16 protein-coding genes and 1 pseudogene are annotated in these 23,228 nt (G+C 34.3%); 13 read left to right on the top strand and 4 right to left on the bottom strand.

The genetic code is table 11. The features are described 5' to 3' along the window. Positions 1 to 301: 301 nt before the first annotated feature. The 4 genes and pseudogenes from HRU50_RS09305 to HRU50_RS09295 all read right to left on the bottom strand — a co-directional run bounded on the left by HRU50_RS09305 (position 302) and on the right by HRU50_RS09295 (position 7,788). Positions 302 to 1,909, bottom strand: a complete 1,608-nt coding sequence (locus tag HRU50_RS09305) for a T9SS type A sorting domain-containing protein (protein WP_296350511.1) — start codon at positions 1,907 to 1,909, stop codon at positions 302 to 304. Positions 1,910 to 1,915: 6 nt separating this feature from the next. Further along, a pseudogene (locus HRU50_RS16045) lies at positions 1,916 to 2,068 on the bottom strand (GEVED domain-containing protein); the annotation flags it as partial. A 20-nt stretch (positions 2,069 to 2,088) separates the two neighbouring features. Next, on the bottom strand, positions 2,089 to 3,753 hold the full coding sequence (locus HRU50_RS09300; protein ID WP_296350509.1) for a choice-of-anchor J domain-containing protein: 1,665 nt from the start codon (positions 3,751 to 3,753) through the stop codon (positions 2,089 to 2,091). Positions 3,754 to 4,035: 282 nt separating this feature from the next. Further along, positions 4,036 to 7,788, bottom strand: coding sequence for a T9SS type A sorting domain-containing protein (locus tag HRU50_RS09295; RefSeq protein ID WP_296350507.1), 3,753 nt, complete (start codon positions 7,786 to 7,788; stop codon positions 4,036 to 4,038). A gap of 642 nt (positions 7,789 to 8,430) precedes the next feature. Between HRU50_RS09295 and HRU50_RS09290 the strand changes: the two genes are divergently transcribed. From HRU50_RS09290 to HRU50_RS09230, 13 genes are all read left to right on the top strand, one after another. Continuing rightward, complete coding sequence (locus HRU50_RS09290) at positions 8,431 to 9,381, top strand: GDP-L-fucose synthase (protein ID WP_296350880.1); 951 nt, start codon at positions 8,431 to 8,433, stop codon at positions 9,379 to 9,381. Between the two features lie 117 nt (positions 9,382 to 9,498). After that, positions 9,499 to 9,843: a four helix bundle protein gene (locus HRU50_RS09285; protein ID WP_296350505.1), complete on the top strand. Its 345-nt coding sequence runs from the start codon at positions 9,499 to 9,501 to the stop codon at positions 9,841 to 9,843. A 125-nt stretch (positions 9,844 to 9,968) separates the two neighbouring features. Next, complete coding sequence (gmd, locus tag HRU50_RS09280; RefSeq protein WP_296350503.1) at positions 9,969 to 11,096, top strand: GDP-mannose 4,6-dehydratase; 1,128 nt, start codon at positions 9,969 to 9,971, stop codon at positions 11,094 to 11,096. Positions 11,097 to 11,553: 457 nt separating this feature from the next. After that, on the top strand, positions 11,554 to 12,669 hold the full coding sequence (wecB, locus tag HRU50_RS09275; protein ID WP_296350501.1) for a non-hydrolyzing UDP-N-acetylglucosamine 2-epimerase: 1,116 nt from the start codon (positions 11,554 to 11,556) through the stop codon (positions 12,667 to 12,669). A 57-nt stretch (positions 12,670 to 12,726) separates the two neighbouring features. Further along, positions 12,727 to 14,130, top strand: a complete 1,404-nt coding sequence (locus tag HRU50_RS09270; RefSeq protein WP_296350499.1) for an oligosaccharide flippase family protein — start codon at positions 12,727 to 12,729, stop codon at positions 14,128 to 14,130. A 4-nt stretch (positions 14,131 to 14,134) separates the two neighbouring features. Further along, entirely contained in the window at positions 14,135 to 14,707 is a 573-nt protein-coding gene (locus HRU50_RS09265) for an acyltransferase (protein ID WP_296350496.1), read from the top strand. Between the two features lie 3 nt (positions 14,708 to 14,710). Continuing rightward, on the top strand, positions 14,711 to 15,892 hold the full coding sequence (locus tag HRU50_RS09260) for a hypothetical protein (protein WP_296350494.1): 1,182 nt from the start codon (positions 14,711 to 14,713) through the stop codon (positions 15,890 to 15,892). After that, complete coding sequence (locus HRU50_RS09255) at positions 15,889 to 17,109, top strand: O-antigen ligase family protein (protein WP_296350492.1); 1,221 nt, start codon at positions 15,889 to 15,891, stop codon at positions 17,107 to 17,109. The genes HRU50_RS09260 and HRU50_RS09255 overlap by 4 nt, the downstream gene beginning before the upstream one ends. 49 nt (positions 17,110 to 17,158) lie before the next feature. Next, the gene (locus tag HRU50_RS09250) at positions 17,159 to 17,665 is read left to right on the top strand and encodes an acyltransferase (RefSeq protein WP_296350490.1); all 507 of its coding nucleotides are present in this window, start codon (positions 17,159 to 17,161) and stop codon (positions 17,663 to 17,665) included. Further along, on the top strand, positions 17,655 to 18,767 hold the full coding sequence (locus HRU50_RS09245) for a glycosyltransferase (RefSeq protein WP_296350488.1): 1,113 nt from the start codon (positions 17,655 to 17,657) through the stop codon (positions 18,765 to 18,767). The genes HRU50_RS09250 and HRU50_RS09245 overlap by 11 nt, the downstream gene beginning before the upstream one ends. After that, positions 18,764 to 19,906 carry a glycosyltransferase gene (locus HRU50_RS09240; protein ID WP_296350486.1) on the top strand — a complete coding sequence of 381 codons (1,143 nt, stop codon included), beginning with the start codon at positions 18,764 to 18,766 and terminating at the stop codon, positions 19,904 to 19,906. Before HRU50_RS09245 ends, HRU50_RS09240 begins: the two co-directional genes overlap by 4 nt. Next, the gene (locus HRU50_RS09235; protein WP_296350481.1) at positions 19,907 to 22,045 is read left to right on the top strand and encodes a bi-domain-containing oxidoreductase; all 2,139 of its coding nucleotides are present in this window, start codon (positions 19,907 to 19,909) and stop codon (positions 22,043 to 22,045) included. Continuing rightward, positions 22,020 to 23,225 carry a delta-aminolevulinic acid dehydratase gene (locus tag HRU50_RS09230; RefSeq protein WP_296350480.1) on the top strand — a complete coding sequence of 402 codons (1,206 nt, stop codon included), beginning with the start codon at positions 22,020 to 22,022 and terminating at the stop codon, positions 23,223 to 23,225. Before HRU50_RS09235 ends, HRU50_RS09230 begins: the two co-directional genes overlap by 26 nt. Positions 23,226 to 23,228: the final 3 nt, after the last annotated feature.

The raw sequence follows: 23,228 nt of genomic DNA, 5'->3' as shown, positions 1-23,228 counted from the left end.
ATTAACAGATCTATAAAAAGCTCTTAATAGGCGGCACTGTAGGATTTAGACGCTTGAATGTGTAATACTATTGAAGATTTGGGACTCAATAGTGTTTTTCAAACTATAATACCGACAATAGTAATAAAAACAACGACAAAAAGCAATATAATATCGATGAAATACATCGCTTATTGATTTATGTTAAGATTATCAACTAAATCGTAGACAAGTTTAGTATCCCAATGTAAAGGCTTGAAAATTAAACTGCATTTACATAAATGTGTCCGTTTTTTAGTTTTAACAAGTATAGACTCATCGTTTATTTTAAAATTACTTTTACGGTTTTATGGCCTGTAGCATTATGTACTTGTACCATATATACACCTGCATTTATATGATTTACATTAATGCGTTGTATAGTCGTGGTAGGATCCAATGCGTGTGTTGTAATCACTCTGCCGTTAAGATCTATAATGTGTACTTCACTAGATGTGGACAAGACTCCGCTAATCACAATGTTTTTGTTTCTATTATCAGATTGTATCTGGATGCTATCTAGGGTCTGATCTGGGGCAGAAAGTGTGGTGTTGGTGAAGTGAACATAGAATCTGCCAGTACCTTGTAAGTTAGTATTTGGTGTAAGGATATAATTACTGGTATTAAGTAAGGTAACAGTATTGGTCACTTGATCTTCTAAGTACACATTAATAGTCGAGGGTAATTGCATTGCTTCAATACTAAATGTTAATTGCTCGCCTGCATTGGCATTGACTCCTAAAGGGATAGTAACGTTGGAAAGATGAGTAGTGTTTATAGCCTGTATAGCAAATGGCATGTTGTTTTCACCAACAAGTTTAGAGTATAAGGCAAAATCACTAGGAGCATTACCTCCAAAAACTGCAGTATCATAACCAGGATCTAAATCCATGGTGGTGTTGTCGTCAAAGTAGAAGGATGTCGTATAGCTTTTTGCTGTTGTGGCTAACTTCAGTCGTGCAAATTGCACTGCATTAGTGTTTCCATTAGCAATAAAGTCGTCAGAAGTACCCGCTTGAATACTCGTTTTACGCATGACTGGCGCAAACTTCAAATCGTGATTGCCATTGGTGGCTACAAAAAAGCCTTGACCAGGTGCCAAGTTTACCGAAGCTGCTGTAAACAAATTAATAATGTCATAGCCACTACCATTCCAACCGTATACTGCTACCGCAAATGGATCTAAAAGATCTCTATTAGCAACTCCTGGACTCACTTCTTGATTTAAGAAATCAGCGACATTAATATAGGCGGTGTAAGGATTACCAACAAGGTTCCATACATCAAATTGTGGGCCTGAGGACACGATAGGTACATCCACCTCATCTGTTTTAACCGCTCCTGTAAAATTCAAAGTATTAGCGTCTGAAGTTGCAACTCTATAAGCTGTGCCATCAGTAATTACCGTGTTGTTATTAGAAACCGTATCATAGTTGGTAAATGTTCCGGTAGTTTTGTCAAAAGGTGCAAAGGCTCTTAGAGTATTTGAAGCCAATAAATTACTGTTATCATTGGCAAAGTCACCAAAAGTTTGACCAGATAGTGGGGATGAAATTAAATCATTATCATTCAAAACACCATCATTGGTATACGAATTCACATGACGTTTATAACGAACCGTACCCGATATATCACCATTTAAAATAAGGCTAGCATAGGCATTGCTTACAGATTGTAATTCTAAATCATCAGCAATTGTTAATAGTACCCCAGAATTTACTGTCATCCCAGCACCGGGATGTACGGTTATGTGTTGTGCTTGGGTAGATAACGAAAAGGTTACGTCACCATTAATGATTTCAATAGGATTAGCCAATGTGGCTATACCATTGGGGTCTTCTGGCGACCAACCATTATCATAGGTGTAAGTGATTGCAGGTAGAATAGTCACGGTGTAATCTTCTATTTCACCGTCAGTAGAGCCATCGCATGGCCCATTGTTAGGAATAAAAGTGTTGTAGTATTGGCAAAGTACTCGTAACCTTGTATCTCCTAGTTCCGCATCTATTGGTGCTGTAATGGCTAAAGCACTATTAGATGTTGGACCATCCGCAGTATTTTCTGCAAACCCTAAATCGTAGGTTTCACCAGCATCATCAAAAAATCACCATCCTGATTCCAATCAATCCAGGCGTAACTATAAATAGTGACATCACCATCCGTATTTAGTTGTACGGTTAAATCTTCAGAGTTACCTTGTGCTATACTTGTAGATTGTGCAGTGAAATCGTCATAACCTGAGCCTTGACCAGTGACATTATTAATACTGCCAAAGTTGACTAAGGTGATGGAAGTATCAAAAAACGCTGTATCCCCAGTTACTGTGCAATAATCACTGTCATAACTAAAAGGCACTCCAGCACTCCAATTGCTACCTTTTCTTGTAAAGATTTCAAAGTGATATGAACTTCCTAAGATAACATTACTAATATTACCACCTGTGGCGACTCCTTTAAACACTACAAACTCGTCTGTAGAGATTTCGGTGCCGCTACCAAAGTCAGTGTCTGCCATATACGTACTGCCATCTCCTACAGGTGTTGCGCTTACTGGATTATTTTCCCTAGCAATAATAAGTAGTTCATCATAGCATGCGCTCAATTGCCAGTCTAGTCTGATGCTGTTATTTTCAAAAACTGTAGTGATATTAGTAACATCTTCAGGTGTGGTACAAGTTGAAATATCTTCTACTGAAATATCATCTAAAAACCAATTGTCTCCATCATTCTGTTCCATAACAAAAGCGATGTATACAGTCCCTGTAAACGCGGACAAATCAATGACTTTTTCATTAAATGCATTGCCTAAGGTTGCTTCAGTATAGGTCTGAATGGTTGTAAAGCTTGAAATATCAGTTTGCGAGGTTTCAGAAATTCTGATTGAATAGGAGGTGTTATAATTGATTGTAAATTGATCTCTGGCAAAAAAGCGCAGTTGAGGTTGCGTATTACTGAGGTCTATAGCGGGTGTTACTAACCAGTCTTCTGCATTGCCGCCATTTACAGCTTCATATTCAACAAAGGCGGAAGTATTTCCAGAATTAGAAGTTAAAGTTGTGGACGTCCAATCAAACCCTGTACCTAAACCATTGGTACCTCTATAGCTTTGCCAACAGTCTGGAGGAAATGATCCTCCTTCAAATCCTTCATTAAAAGGTAATGAAAATGCAGTATTACAATCTGCCGTACCTGTGACTTCGATATTATTAAAACGATGACGTTCATTGTTAGCATTGTTCACTGAAGTAATTCTAAGTTCAAGAGTATTACCATTAAGGTTATCTTGACTAATCGTGACATTACCATAATCATTAGATAATGAGCCATTTGTGTCAGCAACGGTCCAAGGACCGTCATCCAAACGGTATTCGGTAGTCAGCGTATCATCATTATCTAGTTGATTGCGTCCTTGCGAAGCATCAATGGTGAATGTAATGTCAGAATATGAAGAAATATTAATTGTTGGTGATAGCCAAATTGAAGTTCCAACGTTTCGAGACTCAAATACTGTGCTACCATTATTAAGTGTTCTTACATTAAATACATAATTGTTACTGACGTTGGCATTGGCAATATCAATATTCCAAGTAACATCGGTTAAATCGACTAGAGGAATACTTCCTGAGGCGCCTTTACCTACTTGTCCGGAAAACGTTTCTAAGTAAATGGTGCTTTGTCCAAAACTCAACATAGGGATGATGAGTAAGAGTATAACAAGGATGCTATTCTTTTTCATTATAAGCGGGTTTATGTCTTAGTAATTAGGATTTCATCGTAAAAATAAGTCGTTTCGTCGACATTTACGTGAAATTTAACATACCTATCGATGAAATGCACTCTAATGATATCAGTTTTACAATATCCTCAAAAATTAGACACACTTTTTACGAATATGTCACAGCATATCAGTAGCCAGGTGTTACTTATTGAATGACAAGACGTCAATGTAATGTGGTATAAAGAAAAACGCATCCTGTAAAAGGACGCGTTTTTAAATTGTGGTAGATGTGAAATACCTTTATTTCAGTATAATCTTAGACGTTTTACTACCAGAAGCATTAGTGAGTTGTACAATGTACACACCGGTTCTTAAATGATTCACATTAATTGTGTTTGTTAGCTTTGAAGCGTCTAATGTTGCAGTTTCCACTACTCTTCCCTGAAGGTCAAACAATGTTGCTGAGGTATTTGCATCTAATTCCCCAGAAACAACAACCGTTCTGTTAGTATTATTGGCATAGATGTCTACGATGTCTAAAGTTTCCTCAAGCGTCGATAAAGTTGTATTGGTAAATGTGATGTAAAAACGACCAGTACCTGTCAGTTGACTCGAAGGTGTCATAATATAATCTGAAGTGTTAAGTAGCGTTATTGTATTTTCTACAGTATCTTCAAGGTATACATTAACCGTATCAGGAATTTGCATTTCATGTATTGTAAAAGTCAGTTGCTCACCAGCATTAGCATTAATACCAAGTGGAATGGTTACGTTTGATACATCATTACTACCAAGGGCTTGTAAAGCAAATGGTGACCCAGCATTGTCTTGTACCAAATGAGAGTATAAGGCAAACGTACTAGGTGCATTGCCACCAAACACCACTGCGTCATAGCCTGGGTCTAAACCTAATGAGGCGTTAGGGTTAAAATAAAATTCGGTATGGTATGCGTTGTTTACAGTATATGCTTTTAGCTCTAAATACGTTAATGAATTACTGTCATTAAAAGCAATAAAGTCGTCAGCGGTACCTGTTCTGCGCATATCTTTCGTGAACTCTATATTATGTGCTGCAACATCAGTACCGTCAGCAGCAACAAAGAATCCTTGTCCAGGTGCTAGTAACTCACCAGCATCATTAGCTAAAGTAATCACCGTCCATCCATCATTAGAGTTCCCATCATAACCATAAACGCCCGATAAACCTTCCAATAAATCAATATTTCGCTCACCTGATGTTGCTGTAGACACTTCATGTGTTAAAAAGGCCTCTAAGTCTATGTAAGAAGGATACGGATTCCCAATAAGGTTCCAATCGGCAAACTGTGGACCATTATCTTCTATGTTAATTCCAGAGGCACCAGTTAAGTCAGATGATACTGGAGTCCCTGTGAAGGTTAATATTTGGTCACTTGTAGGTATCGTGGCTACTCTATAACCAGTACCAGGGTTAAGTGGTGTCATATCTGTATTGTTGTAGTTGATATACGTACCTGTACCTTTATCAAAAGGTGCAAAGGCTCTTAAACTACCTGAAGCCAATAGAGATCCCGAATTAGCCGTAGCAAAGTCGCTGAATTGAGTTACAGCTAATGGTGGAGCGATAAGATCATTATCATCAAAAGTGCTATTATTGGTGTAAGAATTGGCATAACGTTTATAGTTCACCGTACCACTAATACTACCGTCTAGAATTAAGCTTGCAAAAGAACTCGAGGTAGATTCTAAAGTGAAGCCATCTGTGACATCATTAACTGTAACCGTAACGCCAGAGTCTATAGTCACTCCTGCGCCAGCGTTAACCGTAAATGAGCTACAAGTTATATCTGCATCTATAGATATATTTCCTGATGCAATGACTATAAAATCATTAACAGTTGAATTGCCTATTGGAGTAGAAGGTGACCAAGTACCATTATAGGTGTAAGTTGTTGGTGTTTTTGTTACAGTAAGGTCTACATCTTCAAAACCATCAGAACCTCCATTCATGTTGAAAGTGAAACCGACCTTTAACGAATTGACACCAGTAACATTAATAGTCGTTGGCGCAATTGCTAAAGAACCAGTATAGGGGGTTCCGTCACCAAATGCTGACCCTAAGTTAGTCTCAGCTCCTCCATCCAACTTATACCACCATTGAAACTGTTCACTATTAGTATTAAATCCACTATTAGTTGTATTTCCAAAAGTTTCTATATCTACAGAGGTTTCCCCAGAAACATCAATGGAGAATGTTTCAAATTTACCGGTTCCTCCCCAATCCGCACTCTCGATTAAACCATCAATTGTGTTTGATCTTAGGTAGTTACCGCTTCCATCTGTACTTGGTTGAGAATCATAATAAATTCTGTAGTTGTTACCACAAGATTCGCCATTACTACCTGAAGGATTACTTCCGCTATTATCATGATCTAAGTTTGTGCTACCACTAACGCCATTGAAAGGGAAAGTTGTTGTTGAACTTGCACAAGAAACAGCTGTAACCTCACCACTTAAATTGATATCTTGTTGAGTTGCACCGGTACTAGTAGCGCTTAAGGTACCATTATAAGTGTCAATATCTAGTGTAGAAGCTAATCGCACATAAATAGTAGTTGTGCTAACAGTACCATCAGTAGGTGTGAGCATTAAGCTGGAAGCAAAGCCAGAGCCAGATGTAGTAGAAATTTCAAAATTTGTTGGAGCTGTAATTGTAATGTCTGTAGTTAAACTACTTCCTTCTGCTGTGAATGTCAGTTCGTCTGAAGGACCACTTCCTTCTTCATATGTGAAGCCAGTTAGACTTGTTTCTGATAATGTGATAGTTGGTGGAACGATAGGATCCACCGCACAAATATTAAATGATCCTTCTTCGGCTCCATCATATGCCCAGAATAACACATAAACTGTAGATTCAGGTACTAAACCTGTAACAGAAATTAACGGCATAAATCCTGCACCATCGTCATCATCACACTCAATTAAAGTTAAAGCACCACAAGTACCAGAGTATAGTGCCATTGCACCGTCAGTAATGCCGTCAGCAGTCGTTTCAATATCTAAATTACCAGAAGTTGGCACTTCGATACTGAACCAAACATCTGCCCCAGAATAAATACTGCATCCAGGATCTGGAAGTGTTCCGCTATTCGTACCATTCGCATTCGAGTAAGAGGAAGATGAACATGAGTTGTTAACGGTAAGTGCAATAGCGTTTGAGCAGTTGTCATTTGTGGGCGGAGCAGCAGTAACCTCACCACTTAGTGATAGAGTTGGAGGTGTTGTATCTCCACCACCACTTGTTGTTATATCGCCAGAGTAATTACCAATTGCTTTACCATCTGCTAATCTCACCCATAATTCATCAGTTGTTCCATCAAAAGCCGATAGCGTAATGGAACTACCATAAGTTCCGTTTTCGGCATCTGATACTTCAAAGTCAGTAGGTGCAGTAATGATGACATCAGTATTGTCTAAATCAGTACCGGAAACATCAAAAGATTGGGCAGTTGAAGGACCATTACTTTCTACGTAATTAAATCCTGATAATGTGGTTTCTGATAAGATGATGGTTGGTGTTGGGCCTGAGGAATATGATGTAATTTGAAGGTCGTCAATAATTAAATGGCCTGAATTATCATCACTTAAAATCCTTACAGTTAGATTTGCACTAGCACTGTTTATATCAAATGAGTATTCAGAGTATGTTTGACCAGAATAAACTTGGGAATCTATAGTTGTATATGAGCCGCCATTAGTAGCAATCTGTAGATTGAAAGTTCCGCCACCACTGTTTAATTCGCGATACCAAAAAGTAATGGTTCCAGCTCCATTTAAGTTTGGTGTTGTAATGTGAGCTCCAGTTTTGTCGTCATTAATTCTAGCGGCGAATCCGGATCTTGAATTAGAGGAAGATTCTTGAATTACGTCTTTAATTGTCCAAGTACCACTTGCTAAAATTGCGTTACCCGTTGAATAACTGTTGCTTAGGCCAGAATCAAAATTTTCATTTATTTGACTAAAAGTTGAACCACTAACAAATAAAGCAAGCAGTAAAATGTAAAAATGTTTCATATTGTCTAATAAGTATAGTAAGTAGTTAAGACAATAGGGTAGTTTGGGACGCCAAATATAGAAATGTCAGTGAGGTATCACATTAATATTAGATTAACTTAGTGTTAATTAGGGTGTATGGTTGTTTTGTTCTGTGAAAGGTGTATGTTTCTAGGATACTTATTAAAAGCAAAAAGCACATCAAAAAAAGATGTGCTTTTTTATAGATGGAAGCGGTATAATATGGGATTCTTCCAGTCTAAATACTGTGACTGATTAGACAATCAATATCATAAAATGTGGGTGTCCCACCTAAGGCATATCGCTTTTTAGGCATACGTGAGTAATTATAAGGGTTAAATTGGTGTCAACAATTGTACAAATTTAAACTGCTTGTACTGACAGTAGTAGGTGTGTTAAAATTTGGGAAAGCTAGTGCAAATATATAAATTTTCTATTAGAAAATAACACTGTAGTTTTTACAGATAAGGTACAGAATAATCAAGACAAATGATGCGTTGTAGTCTATCCTTAATTTCAGTATGCTTTGCTGGTTTAATTGCGTGAATTAACATGTGATAAAAAACGAACAATTAAGCATTTAATCTTATAAAAATGTTAATTTTACGCAGTGTTTGAATTTACCCTCAACATTCAATTATGATTCAAAAAAATGCTAAGATATATGTCGCAGGACACAAAGGTATGGTCGGCTCTGCGGTTTGGAGAGCTCTTGAAAAACATGGCTATACCAATCTTATCGGTCAATCAAGTAAAACCTTAGATTTACGCAATCAAGATGCTGTTAATGCTTTTTATAAAGATGAACAGATAGCCGTGGTCATAGATGCGGCAGCTCGAGTAGGTGGTATATTGGCAAATAATAGCTACCCTTATCAGTTTCTGATGGAAAATATGCAGATTCAAAACAATCTGATCGATGGTGCGCTAAAACATGGTGTAGAGAAGTTTATCTTTTTAGGGAGTTCTTGTATTTATCCAAAATTAGCTGAGCAACCCTTAAAGGAAGCAGCATTGCTCACGGATAGTTTAGAACCGACAAATCAGTGGTATGCTCTAGCGAAAATATCTGGTGTTAAAGCATGTGAGGCCATACGCAAACAATTTGATAAGGATTATGTAAGTTTAATGCCAACCAATTTATATGGGTCTCATGATAATTTTGATTTAAAGACCTCGCATGTATTACCAGCAATGATTCGTAAGTTTCATGAGGCAAAATTGAATCATCATGCACCAGTAGAACTTTGGGGATCTGGAACTCCAATGCGCGAATTTTTGCATGTAGACGATATGGCACAAGCTGTAGTGTTTGCTTTAGAAGGACAATTACCAGAGCATTTATATAATGTGGGCACGGGCAAGGATGTCACTATAAAAGAATTGGCAGAGACCATTCAACGTATTGTAGGTCATGAAGGTGAGATACGTTGGGATAATAGCAAGCCAGACGGCACTCCACGCAAATTAATGAATGTGTCAAAACTCAAGGAGTTGGGATGGCAATACCAAACGGAATTAGAGGATGGTATAGCGCAAACCTACCAATGGTTTTTAGATCATGTTGATGATTTTAAAGAGGTGAAGATGTAAGTCGATTACCGATTACCGTTTATCGTCCGTCGTCTATCATAGAATATCGAAAAACGACTAACAAAAAACGGTCAACGAAAAACGAACCACAAACCACGATCAACGAACAACCACACAATGGAATCAAAGCTTAAAGTATGGCAAGTAGCACATGAGTTTACGCTAGAAGTTTATAAGGTTTCAAAGAAGTTTCCTGCTTCAGAAATGTACGGTTTAACGAGTCAGTTGAAGAGAAGCGCGAGTAGTGTGCCGACTAATATTATAGAGGGACAAGCGAGGCAATATAAAAAAGAGTTTATTCAGTTTTTGTACATTGCCAAAGGCTCCTTAGAAGAAGCAAATTATCAATTGTTCTTAGCAAAGGATTTAGGCTATATTTCAGTTGAAGAATATAAGAAATTAGAAGATATTTGTACAAGAATAAAAATGATGTTGTATAAATTAATAAAGTCGTTAAAGTAGTGCGAGGCATTAATCGTCCATTGTTCATCGTCCACCATCGAACCACGAACAATGAATAACGAATAACGAACAACAAAAAACGAATAACGAAAAACGGTCAACGAAAAACGGTCAACGAATAACGCATGAAAGTTGCATTAATAACAGGAATTACAGGACAAGACGGCTCATATTTAGCAGAATTGCTTTTAGAAAAGGGCTATATGGTACATGGTATCAAACGTAGAGCCTCGTCATTTAATACGGAGCGCATAGATCATTTATACCAAGATCCACATAACGATGATGTACGCTTAAAGTTGCATTATGGGGATTTAACAGATGGGATGAACCTCACACGTATCATACAAGAAGTACAACCTGATGAGATTTACAATTTAGGGGCCATGTCGCATGTAAAGGTGTCCTTTGATACTCCAGAATATGTAGCTAATGTGGATGCATTGGGGACATTACGTTTGTTAGAAGCTGTACGTTTGTTGGGATTAACCGAAAAAACCAAAATTTATCAGGCCTCAACCTCTGAGTTGTATGGTGGTATGCCAGAGAATAAGAATGAACAAGGGTTTTATGATGAAAACACCCCATTTTATCCAAGGTCACCTTATGGTGTGGCTAAGATTTATGGATTTTGGATCACAAAAAACTACCGAGAAGCTTATAATATGTATGCGTGTAACGGGATTTTATTTAATCACGAGTCGCCACGACGTGGTGAAACCTTTGTGACAAGAAAGATTACAAGAGCTGTGGCGAAAATTGCCTTAGGTTTACAAGATAAGTTTTACTTAGGGAATTTAGATGCCTTAAGGGATTGGGGACATGCTAAAGATTACGTACGCATGATGTGGATGATCTTACAAGCAAACGAACCAGAAGATTGGGTTATTGCTACAGGAGTTACCACAAAAGTGCGTGATTTTGTGAAAATGGCATTTAATCATATAGGTATCACCTTAGAGTTTAAAGGTTCAGGTGTTGATGAGAAGGCTTATGTGGTAGAATGTAAAGATGCTCGTTATCAGTTAACTGTTGGTAAAGAAGTCTTATCTGTAGACCCTAATTATTTCAGACCAACAGAGGTAGATGTATTAATTGGCGACCCTACAAAAGCCAAAGAAAAATTGGGCTGGGTACCAGAATACGATCTAGCAGGTTTGGTAGAAGATATGATGACTTCAGATATGTCTCTGATGCAAAGAGAGAAGTTTTTAAAGTCTGGCGGTTACGAACGCCTAGAGAGTTTTGAGTAAATGAGCGAGAGTATAGGGCATGTAAATTTTGGTTAAGTAAATAGAACTATTTAGTCATCAAAAGCATAACGCTTTTTAGGCATACGTGAGTGATTATAAGGGTTAAATTGGTGTCAACAATTGTACAACATTAGACTGCTTGTACGTACGTAGTAAGTATGTTAAAACTTGGGAAAGCTAGCGAAAATATAGTAAATTTTCTAATAGAAAATAATACTGTGGTTTTTGTAGGTAAGGCATAGAATAGTCAAGACCAATGATGCGTTGTAGTCCTTCCTTAATTTCAGTATTTTTGAAGACTTTGGTGTGTTAATTAACATGTGATAAAAAACGAACAATTAAGTGTTTAGTCTTATAATTGTGTTAATTTTGTGGACTAAAAAAGATCGTTGATTTCATGTTTTGTTGCTCTTGATGAGGAATTTAAATATGTTGAATATAAATATAGAGTGCAGGTATGAAGAAAAACTTGATTGTTTTTGGGACAAGACCAGAGGCCATAAAAATGGCTCCATTGGTAAAGACATTTGAGCACTATACTGATAGTTTTGAGACTAAAGTATGTGTAACTGGGCAGCATAGAGAAATGCTTGATCAGGTTTTAGATTTTTTTGAGATTGTTCCGGATTATGATTTAGATCTTATGAAACCTAATCAAAGTTTATTTGATTTAACTTCTCGGATTTTTTCAGAACTACAAAATATCTTAAATGATTTTAAACCAGATTTCACATTTGTCCATGGGGATACTACTACGGCAATGGTCGCTGCAATATCAGCATTTTATGCTGGTTCAAAGATTTGTCATATAGAGGCCGGGTTAAGAACCTTTAATTTAACGTCGCCTTTTCCTGAGGAAGCTAATAGGCAATTGGTTTCTAGAGTTACAAACTATCATTTTGCACCTACAGATAACTCAAAAGGAAATTTGTTAGCAGAAAATATTAAGAGTAATGCGGTTGTGGTAACTGGAAATACTGTAATTGATGCCTTGTTAATTGGATTGAAGAAAATAGAGCGAAATCCTTCTCAAGAAGTTTTAAAAATGAAGGAGCTATTTGTTGATAGAAAAGTGATTTTAGTCACTGGTCATAGAAGGGAAAATCATGGTAAAGGAATCTTAAATATATGTAAGGCTCTTAAAAATATAGCGATTAAGAATGAAGATGTAATAATTGTTTATCCTGTTCATTTAAACCCCAAGGTTCAGAAGCCGGTGAGGGATTTCTTGTCGGATATAAGTAATATACATTTAATCCCTCCATTAAACTATCCAGAATTCATATGGTTAATGAATAGATCTAAGTTGATAATAACAGATAGTGGAGGTGTCCAAGAGGAGGCGCCAAGTTTAGGTAAGCCAGTTTTAGTAATGAGGGAAACTACAGAACGCCCAGAGGCAGTTGATGCAGGTACAGTTGTTTTGGTAGGTGCTAATGCTGAATTAATAGAAAAAGAGGCGAATGATTTGCTGGAAAATGACGATAGATACGAGCGGATGTCTAAACTACATAATCCTTACGGTGATGGGAGATCATGCGAAAAAATTATTGACTTTATAAAAAAATTATAGGATTTGCAGATTGTTGAAAAATACAAAAAGCTAAATGATAATTCGTTTTTTAAATCAATGATAAAAGGATCTTTATGGTCTATATTAGGTGTTGTTTTGTCTAAAGGCTTTTTACTTATTACTTGGTTTGTATTAGCTAGAATACTTGGTAAAGAATTATATGGTGAATTTGGAATTATAAGATCGACAATACAAATGTTTGCTGCATTTGCGGGTTTTGGATTAGGGTTGACAGCTACTAAACATGTGGCAGAATATCTTCATCATGATAAAGAGAAAGTGTCTAATATTTTATCAATGGCATATGCATTTGCGACTTTGCTAGGATTGATTGTTTTTGTTTTAGTTAATATTTTTGCTGAAAACATAGCTAAAGATTCATTAGGTGCTCCTTATTTAGAAAACGAACTTAGAATTGCATCCGTAATGATTCTGATTAGTTCTTTAAATGGTGCTCAGACTGGAGTATTGCAAGGCTTTAAAGCTTTTGATGTAATTGCTAAAATCAACTTAGTTCATGGTTTGATATCTGGTCTAATGTTTATTTTTGGTGCTTATTTTTTTAGCTTTTATGGTGCAATATTGGCTTTAGTTTTAAGTTTAGTTCTTCTGTTTTTGCTTAATGCCGTTAGGTTAAGAAAACTCTATAGTGAAAATAGTATTAGATTAAGCTTTAATGGGGTAATCAAAGAAAAAAAACTGTTGCTTAATTATTCTTTACCAGCTGCTTTATGTGGTTTGGTTGTGAGTCCTGTAAAATGGATTGTTGAAGCAGATATGGTAAGGTTAGGCAGTGGTTTTGCTGAAATGGGGATTTTTCAAGCAACTTTGATTTTTCAAATATTAATAATGACATTGACAAAAACTATAAACGCACCTATTATAACAGCTATGGCATCTAATAGGTCGGTTGTAAGTAAAAAGAAGGATAAACTTAATATATCTGGAGTCTGGTTAATATCACTGTTTTTTGTTGTGCCAGTAATGCTTTTTCCTGAATATTTAGATTTTATTTTAGGTTCAGATTATAAGGGTGCGAAATTAAATAATACACTTACTATAGTAATGTTATATACTTCATTTTTTTTACTCACCGAAGGTTTAGCAAGAGTAACTATAGTAGAGAATTATTTATGGCTGTCTTTTTTTAATAATTTGTTTTGGGGTATAGTATTAATAATATCATTTAAATTTTTACCAAAAACCTCTGTAGGCTTATCTTTTGCCTATTTAGCTAGTTACATGATTACATTTGTTATTTTTACACCTTTTTATATAAAAAGCGGTGTAGTCCGAAAAAAAATAATATTAGAATGGCAATTAATCTTAATTATCATCGCTTTAATTTTTGGAGCTTATTTGGGATTTAATGAATGTTCCTTTTTCAAAAAATTAATATTTACATTGGCTTTGTTTATGGGGATAATCTACAAACTAAAAAATGATTATTTGACTCATTAGAATTATGATTTATTATAAACTTTCAAAGTTACTTTTTCATTTAAATAAACTTATAGCGCATACTAGAGGGAAACTATATTTACTGAGAGGAATAAAATCAAGAGGAAGGTTACTGGTTAAACGAAATGTGGTAATTGTAAATCCATATCGAGTTGAGTTTGATGACAGCGTAACCATAGAAATGGGTAGTTATATTAAATGCTCACCTAAAAAAGAGGACTTGACAGGAAAACCTTTTTTGAGAGTAGGTAAAAATACATGGATAGGTAATAATACATTTATTGAAGCTAATAAGTCGATTTCTATTGGCGACAATGTACTAATTGCACCTAATTGTTATATTACAGATTCTAGTCATGGATATAGTGATAAAACTCTCAATATAAAAGATCAGGAAGGACTTTATGATAATGTAATAATAGGGGATAATGTATGGGTAGGTACAAACTCAGTTATTTTAAAGGGGGTCACGATTGGCGATGGTGCTATAGTTGCTGCAAATAGTGTTGTAAACAAAGATGTGCCAAATAATGTGATATTTGGTGGAAGTCCAGCTATATTTATAAAGAAAAGATAGAGAATGAAATTGTTTCAAGTTGCTAAATACTATAAACCTCTTAATTCTGCACAAGCTTTTCAAGCGGTAAAACTTACAGATGCTTTAAAAAATGTAGGATTAGATGTAGTTTCTTTTGTTGGAGGAAGAGACGGGAAAAAAACTGAGATAGTAGGTAATGTCGTTTACATACCATATACGGAGACATTTGTGAATCAAAAGGTTTTTAGTAAAATGAATAGAGGAATTAAGGAGCTTAATCAACTTTATTCTGCAAATAGCTGGGTTGTTGATACTACAAATAAATTAGTAGAGCTTTATAAACCAGTTAAAACAGATGTCATATTAACACAGTCTACTCCTTTTGACACACACTTTGTAGGCGACAAAATAAAAAAAGATTATGGTTCAAAGTGGATTGCAGCATTTAGTGACCCTTTTCCTATTTCAATTGCTCCAGAACCTTATAAAGGAGCAAATCACATTCCATTTATTTCTAAAATTCAAAAAAATAAATTAAGAAATGTTTTGGAACGAGCAGATCATATTTTAGTCTCTAGTTTATATGCTTATAATCTTATGTGTGAATTTTGTAGTGTAAAAGTACAAGATAAATACTCTATAATACCACATATAGGATTAGATGTAAATAGATTAAACCATAGTGAAAATAAAAATGGATGGATTGTTCATACGGGAAATTTAACGAAGGAAAGGGTTGTCGACGAATTTTTTCAAGCTGTCAAAAAAGTCATAATTGATAATAAAGAATTTAAAGGTGTAAAGTTTATAGGTCGTGTTAGTAACTTATTGATTCAAAAAACCCAAGATTATCAGATTCAAGACTTTATTACTTTAAAAGGAGAAGTGCCTCAAGATGAGATTTATCGAGAAGTAGAGGCATGTAGTGGGTTATTAGCTATAGAAGCAAAAATGTCTACGAGCCCATTTTTGCCTAGTAAATTTGCAGATTATGCTACATTATCAAAACCAATAATTTGCTTAACCCCTCAAAAAAGTGAAATGAGAAATTACTTGAATAAATTTGGTGGTGGGATAGCTTGTGATTTTAATTCTGAAGAAATTGCTAGTGCGATTAATGATGTTGTTTCTGGGCGTTGTAAGAATTCTAAGGATCTAGAAAATTATTTCACTTCTCAAAACGTTGGCAGAATATATAATAACATAATAAGTAAGGTTAGTTGATAAGAAAAGTTATAGGATACTTATTGCTGTTTTTCCTTTTGTATTATGATTATATACATATAGGACCAATTAAGTTAAGTCACTTATGGAAAGTGTTACTGTTTTTTTACTTGTTGTATATAGTTTTTAAACATAAGCTACCAAGAAAAGTCTCTAAATTTCTTGTTATAGGCTTTATTACTTCATTATCAATTTTTTATAATGCAAATTTAGTATTAGGTATTTCAGGGGATATTACTTTTTTTTTAGACCTGATCTCTATCCCTTTGTTTGTTGCGTATTTTTATATATGTGTTCTTTATAAGAAATACGTAGAGGTAGAGAGTTTTATCCTGAATATTTCAATTTTTGTTATTTTATCTAATATTCCTTTTTTAATAGGTTGGTTAGAACCTAAAGGGGTTGTAGATGTAGGGTATGATTCTAAAGGTTTTGGAGTAAAAGTTTTTGGGGTTTTTAATAACGCATCAGGTGCCTCTAAGATTTTTGCTATTTCTTCGATAATTGTTTTTGCATATTTTAAAAGATTTTGGAATGGCGGAATTATTAAAAAAGTGTTTTGGGTAGTTCTTACAATTGTGGGATTTTTATCTGTAATATACAGTTTTGCAAGAACAGGTTGGGTTATTTATATATTAGGATTTTTAATTTTGTTTTTATATAAATCTTCAATTAAAACGAAATTTGTTGCTTTTCTTTTGTTTTTAGTAGTAGTTCCTATAATAGCATCAATCTTTTCTAACAATGTCGAATTATATAATAGGTTAATTGGTAAAAAAGAAAATAAAGCGTACGTAGTTGGTGATTATAACAGAATTTCATCTGGTAGAGGTGATTTGTATATGCATTCTATAGACATATTTAATGAAATGACTCTAATGGAAAAACTGATGGGGATAGGAACCTATGGAGCTTTAGAGAAAATGAGACTAAAGACTAGGACTAGAACATTTTCTCATAATAGAATATTAGAGTTGTTGTTAGTGGGAGGTGTTTTTACTCTTTTTTTGTATGTATTCTATTTAAAAAGTATAATAAAACTAACAATCAATAAATTTCACAATAAAGAAAACTTAATTAAAAGGCTTCCAATAACACTTTTAATATTATTCTTAATATCATTAATACCATCTCATGGATTTGGTTTTTATAGTAATGTGTTGTTTTCTGGAGTGATAGTTTTAAATCAAAAATATAAATATGAAGTATCCAGCTAGGTTATACATTTTTCTAAAAAATGTGTTTAATAGACTTTTACGATATTCTATGAAACATTTGTTTAAAACATGTGGGAGTAATGTTAAGTTTAGTGTATTTGATACATTTTCATTTAATTCTATTGAGCTAGGTAGTAATATCTATATAGGCAAAGGAGCTAAGTTTAGCGCAAGACATTCTGTAATTAGAATTAATGATAATGTAATGTTTGGTCCTAATGTTCTCATTAGAGGGGGTAATCATAATACTGAGGTGGTAGGTGAGTGGATGTTTTTTGTGAAAGATAAAAGAGATAGTGATGACGAAGATGTTACAATTGAGAGTGATGTGTGGGTTGGAGCTAATAGTACCATTCTGAAAGGAGTTACTATAAAAAAAGGATCAATAGTTGCAGCAGGTGCTGTGGTTACAAAATCTTTTCCTCCTTATTCTGTTATAGGTGGAGTGCCAGCAAAGTTATTAAAGAGAAGGTTCGATTTTGAAACTGTAAAAGAGCATGAGAAAAATCTATATCCTAATGAAGAAAAAACTACTTTAAAACTTTATGAATCATAATAATAAAATCAAAATTGTAATTTGTTGTAAAGACTTAGAGTCTAGAGGTGGTGTGGCAAATTTTTATAGAGTGCTTTCTTCAAATTGGAATTATCCTCAGATAAATCTTAAATTTCATGAAGTTGGTTCACCTCATAAAGTTTATAACGTAAGAAAAAAAAGATACTTTGGTTACATACTAGATAGTTTTAAACAAATAGTTAGATTTTATGGGTTTTTAAAAAAAGAAAAGCCAGATAAAGTTATTGTTAATCCATCTTTAATTCCAATTCCTATAATAAGAGATGGCATATATTTACTAATCGCAAAAAAGCTTAATATTAAGGTGATTACCTTTATTAGAGGTTGGCGAGAAAATTTCTTGAGTTCCAAGTGGATATACAGAATGTATTTTTTGAAAATTTTTAAGCATTCAGGAAATTTTATTGTCTTAGCAAATTCTTTTAAGGATGAGCTTCAAAAATATTTCCCAGAAAAGCCTATAGAAGTTATGTATACTACTTACGATGACAGAGAAATTTTACCTAGAAACACAAAAACAGAAAGTAAAATTAAAATGGTTTATATATCTAGGGTTAGCAAGGAGAAAGGTTTTTTTGTATTACTTAATGTTATGAAAGAATTGATTAATAAAGGGATTCACAACCTTGTACTTAATGTTTTTGGGCATTTTGTTGATCAAAATATGGAAAGAGAAGTGAGTGTGTTCTTGAATGAAAATCCAAACGTTAAACAAATTATCAATTTTCATGGTTTTGTTGACGGTACAAAAAAATACCAAGCTTTAGCTGATTCTCATTTATTTGTTTTGCCTTCGTATAAAGAAGGGTGTCCTAATTCTGTGATTGAGGCAACTGCAGCAGGTTGTTTTGTAATTGCAACTAATGTTGGTGCAATTCCAGAAATTGTAAAAGATGGGTTTAATTCTATAATTATTAAACCTAAAAACAATAGAGAATTAGAAAGTGCTATTACTAAGTTTTGTGAAAATAAAAACACTTATTTGCAAAATTGTAGTTCAAATAGAGAAAAAGCAAAACAAAAGTTTGACATATTAGCAATCAATAAAAAAATTGCTGAAATAACAACGAGAGACTTATGATTTATATAGTTTCACCAACAGAGTCTACTTTAACCAATAGAGGTAAGAGACATCCAGATTTAGCATTGTTACTCTGTGAACAAAATAAGGAGGTAACATATATAACTACTAATTTTGATCATGCTAATAAAACGTTTATATCAAATCAAGATATAGATAGAGTGAAACAAAGCTTACCGTACAATTTAATCTTTTTAAATAATGGTAAGTATGATGCTAACTTATCATTTAAAAGAGTTTTGTGGAATTATAAATTCTCAAGAAAAGTATATAACTTATTAAGTTCATATTCACTCGGGAAAAATGATACAATAATATTGCCTTCTAGACCATCAGAACTAATCTATTATATGTCTAAATTAAAGAAAAAATATAGTGTTGGTTTAGTATTAGATATTAGAGATATTTGGCCAGATAGTTTAACTTCTGGGGGAATTATAAAAAAGGCTTTTGATTATTATTGTGAATTTTTTCAAAAAAAATCGGTTGCTAAATACGACACCTATTTTCATGTAGCTCCTTCTTTTAAAAAATGGTTATTTAGATATAACAAAAATGTTCAATCTAATTTTATTCCTTTAGGTATAGATTCTAGATTCTATGACTTTAAAATAGATGATAAATTAAATAACAAGGGTTTAAATATTATTTATGGAGGTACATTAACACATCAATTTGATATTTCTAAGGTAATAGATGCAATTTCAGGGAGCAACATTAAATTTACTGTTTTTGGTGATAACGGTTCTGGTGAACGATATAAGGATGTTCTTAATCAATCTAAAGAAAATCCTAATATTTCTCTTTTGGGTATGATCAACCCAAAAGAAGTACCGTGTTTATATAAAAATGCTAAGATATCTGTAATAATAATGAAAGTTGGTGCGCTTCCCAATAAAGTGTTTGATGCTATTGGTTCTTTTACACCTATATTGTCTATTGGAGATAGCGATGTTTCTAATTTTGTAAAAACCTATGATATAGGTTGGGTTGTACAAAACGACAAAATAAAATTGAGAGATTTTTTTAACTCAATTTCAGATAATGAAATTGCAGATAAAATTGAGAATATAAAATTAATAAGAGATAAGTTTTTAAGAAAAAACTTACTAGAGAGATATGCCCAAAAAATTAAATAGATGCAACAACTTACACAAAAATTAGGCTCAGGTGATATGGTAATTCAAGAGGTGCCATACCCACAACTTGGAAAAGGAATGGTTATCGTTAAAAATCATTACTCTATAATTAGTGCAGGTACAGAAGGTTCTACTGTAGTAGCCGCCAGAAAAAGCTTAATAGGCAAAGCAAAAGAACGTCCACAACAGGTAAAGCAAGTCGTAGATACATTAAGAAAGCAAGGGCCTGTGCAAACCTACAGAGCAGTTATGAAAAAACTAGATGCCTATTCACCTTTAGGTTATAGCTGTGCTGGAGAAGTTATTGAAGTTGGAGAAGGAGTGACAGAATTTGAAGTTGGTGATAAGGTTGCTTGTGCTGGAGCTGGTTATGCCAATCATGCAGAGATTGTTTCTGTGCCTGTTAATTTGTGTGTAAAGTTAGATAACAATATAAATCTTAGAGATGCAGCATACAACACATTAGGAGCGATTTCAATGCAAGGAGTTCGCCAAGCCGATTTACGCTTAGGCGAATCCTGTGTCATTATTGGTCTCGGACTTCTAGGTCAGTTAGCAGCGCTTATTTTAAAAGCTTCTGGTGTTACTGTTATTGGTGTAGATGTTTCTCAAGAAGCTGTAAACCAGGCTGTAAAAAACAATGTTGTAGATTTAGGATTAACCCGAAATGCTGCAGGTGCCGAAGAGCAAATTCTAAACGCCACAAATGGTTATGGTGCAGATGCTGTTATTATTGCTGCAGCTACCTCTAGTTTAGACCCTATAAACTTTGCTGGTGCTATAGCGCGCAAAAAAGGTAAAGTTGTGGTTCTTGGTGCTGTACCAACAGGTTTCGATCGCGATCCATTTTGGTATCGTAAAGAGCTAGAACTTAAAATGGCATGCTCGTATGGCCCTGGACGATACGATTTAAATTATGAAGAAAAAGGCATCGATTACCCATTGCCTTATGTACGTTGGACTGAGAAGCGCAACATGGAAGCTTTTCAAAATTTAATTGCTACTAACCGGATCGATATTGGTTATTTAACCACTCACCAATTTGAATTTGATAACGCCAAAGCAGCTTTCGATTTAGTGGTGTCAAGAACAGAACCCTTTACAGGTATTGCCTTAAAATATAATACTCAACGAGCTATCTCTAAAGAAAAGATTAGCACATCAGATAATGATAAACTTGGTAAAGTAAATATTTCATTTATTGGCGCAGGTAGTTATGCACAAGGCAATTTATTGCCAAATATCCCTGAGTCTTCAGAGATTGGTCGCGTAGGTGTGTTAACCAATACAGGAACCACTTCTAAACGTGTTGCTGAAAAATTCAAGTTTCAGTTTTGTGCTACAAATGAAGAAGATGTATTAGACGATAAAACAAATACTGTATTTGTTGCCACGCGTCACGATTCGCATGGGCCTTTCGTACTTAAGAGCTTACAGGCTAATAAAAATGTATTTGTCGAAAAACCAATATGTTTATTAGAGTCAGAATTAGAGCAAATTATAGAAGCGCAATCAAAATCAAATAAAGCCGTAATGGTTGGGTTTAATAGACGCTTTTCGCCAATTACAGCAAAGCTCAAAAAAGCAGTTGGTAATCATCCAATGACGATGATTTATAGAATTAATGCTGGTGCAATTCCTAAAGAAACTTGGATTCAAGATCCAGAAATTGGCGGCGGAAGAATACTAGGTGAAGTTTGTCATTTTATAGATTACCTAACGTACCTTAACGGAAGTTTACCAATCAAAATTTCAGCAGCAGCCTTACCAGATGCTAACCAGTTAAACGATACTCTAAATATTTTGATTCAGTTTGAAAACGGATCTTCTGGAGTTGTTGGTTACTATGCTAATGGTTCCAAATCAATGACAAAAGAATATGTTGAAGTGTTTTCAGCAGGAATGTCTGCAACACTGAATGATTTTAAAGAACTAAAGATTTATGGAAAAGGAAAGCCTAAAAAAGATAAGCTTTTAAATCAAAATAAAGGGCAAAAGGAAATGGTTAATGCTTTTGTGAATGGATTATTATCTAATGGAGAAGCACCAATTCCTTTTGAAGAAATTGTAGCAGTAACTAAAGCATCATTCAAAGTTTTAGAATCAATTAGACGTGGAGGAGAACAAGTTGAAGTTTAAGGTTTCTGAGAGTTTCTTAAAACTCAAAAACTATTGTGAGTCTGAAGAATACAAAGGATGGGATCCTTATGATGGATTAAATTCTAAAGTCTTTCAAGCATTACCATTCAAACATTGGGATTTAGCAAGATTGGCTTGGATTCAAGGTTTTAAACGTAGTCCAATTAATTTCAGAAAACTTTTTTTAGTCCCAAAAGAATACAATGCTAAAGGTGTTGCGTTATTCCTTTTAGGCTATTGTAGATTATATCAATTAGCTGAAAAAGGATGTGATGATTATGGAACGAAAGAAGAGTTGCTTCAAAAGATAAAAGAAATCACAAAACTTTTATTGAGTTTAAGAAGTGAAGGTTACTCTGGTTCAGCTTGGGGTTATAATTTTGATTGGCAAGCAAGGCGATTATTTTTGTTTAAAAAACATACACCTACTGTCGTTGCTACTTGTTTTTGCGTTGAAGCTTTAATTGAAAGTTATAAAATCACAAAAGATGAGTCTGTTCTTGAAGAAACGCTTTCTGCAGCTGATTTTGTTCTAAAGGATTTGTCAAGAACACAACATGGAGAAGGCCATATTTTTTCATACAGTGTAAAAGATGGCAATAATACCGTCATTAATGCGTCGTTATTGGGAGCTAAGATTTTAAGCTATGCCTACAAATACAAGAAAATTCAAGAACACGCAGATATGGCCAGAAAAGCTGTGCTTGCAGCTTGTGATTTGCAAGAAAAAGATGGCTCTTGGATTTATGGGTTGTTGCCAGTACAATCTTGGAAAGATAGTTTTCATACAGGATTTAATTTAGATGCTATTGCAACTTATCAACAAAATACAGGAGATGCTAGTTTTCAAAAATACATTGATGAAGGATTACAATTTTATGTTGATGCATTTTTTGAAGACCATCGAGTTCCTAAATATTACCATGATAAAACGTATCCAATAGATATTCATTGTCCTGCGCAAGTCATTGTTACTTTTTCTAAGTTGAAATTGTTTCAAGAAAACAAAGAACTGTTATCAAATGTTTTAGATTGGACGATAGTACATATGCAAGACAAAAAAGGCTATTTTTACTATCAGTATAGAAAAGGTATGAGTTCAAAAATATCATATATGAGATGGAGTAATGCTTTTATGTTTAATGCAATGGCTCATTATTTGTTACATACTAAAGCTTAACAG

It is taken from the genome of Winogradskyella sp., assembly GCF_013213835.1.
Taxonomy (GTDB): domain Bacteria; phylum Bacteroidota; class Bacteroidia; order Flavobacteriales; family Flavobacteriaceae; genus Winogradskyella.
Note: the sequence above shows the minus strand (reverse complement) of the source record. Positions and strands in the feature narration are given on the sequence as shown.

Bases quoted from the DNA above. Each gene is read 5' to 3' on its own strand.
- HRU50_RS09300 (WP_296350509.1), bottom strand. From the start codon at position 3,753: ATGAAAAAGAATAGCATCCTTGTTATACTCTTACTCATCATCCCTATG.
- HRU50_RS09295 (WP_296350507.1), bottom strand. From the start codon at position 7,788: ATGAAACATTTTTACATTTTACTGCTTGCTTTATTTGTTAGTGGTTCA.
- HRU50_RS09285 (WP_296350505.1), top strand. From the start codon at position 9,499: ATGGAATCAAAGCTTAAAGTATGGCAAGTAGCACATGAGTTTACGCTA.
- gmd (WP_296350503.1), top strand. From the start codon at position 9,969: ATGAAAGTTGCATTAATAACAGGAATTACAGGACAAGACGGCTCATAT.
- wecB (WP_296350501.1), top strand. From the start codon at position 11,554: ATGAAGAAAAACTTGATTGTTTTTGGGACAAGACCAGAGGCCATAAAA.
- HRU50_RS09270 (WP_296350499.1), top strand. From the start codon at position 12,727: ATGATAAAAGGATCTTTATGGTCTATATTAGGTGTTGTTTTGTCTAAA.
- HRU50_RS09265 (WP_296350496.1), top strand. From the start codon at position 14,135: ATGATTTATTATAAACTTTCAAAGTTACTTTTTCATTTAAATAAACTT.
- HRU50_RS09260 (WP_296350494.1), top strand. From the start codon at position 14,711: ATGAAATTGTTTCAAGTTGCTAAATACTATAAACCTCTTAATTCTGCA.
- HRU50_RS09250 (WP_296350490.1), top strand. From the start codon at position 17,159: ATGAAACATTTGTTTAAAACATGTGGGAGTAATGTTAAGTTTAGTGTA.
- HRU50_RS09245 (WP_296350488.1), top strand. From the start codon at position 17,655: ATGAATCATAATAATAAAATCAAAATTGTAATTTGTTGTAAAGACTTA.
- HRU50_RS09240 (WP_296350486.1), top strand. From the start codon at position 18,764: ATGATTTATATAGTTTCACCAACAGAGTCTACTTTAACCAATAGAGGT.
- HRU50_RS09235 (WP_296350481.1), top strand. From the start codon at position 19,907: ATGCAACAACTTACACAAAAATTAGGCTCAGGTGATATGGTAATTCAA.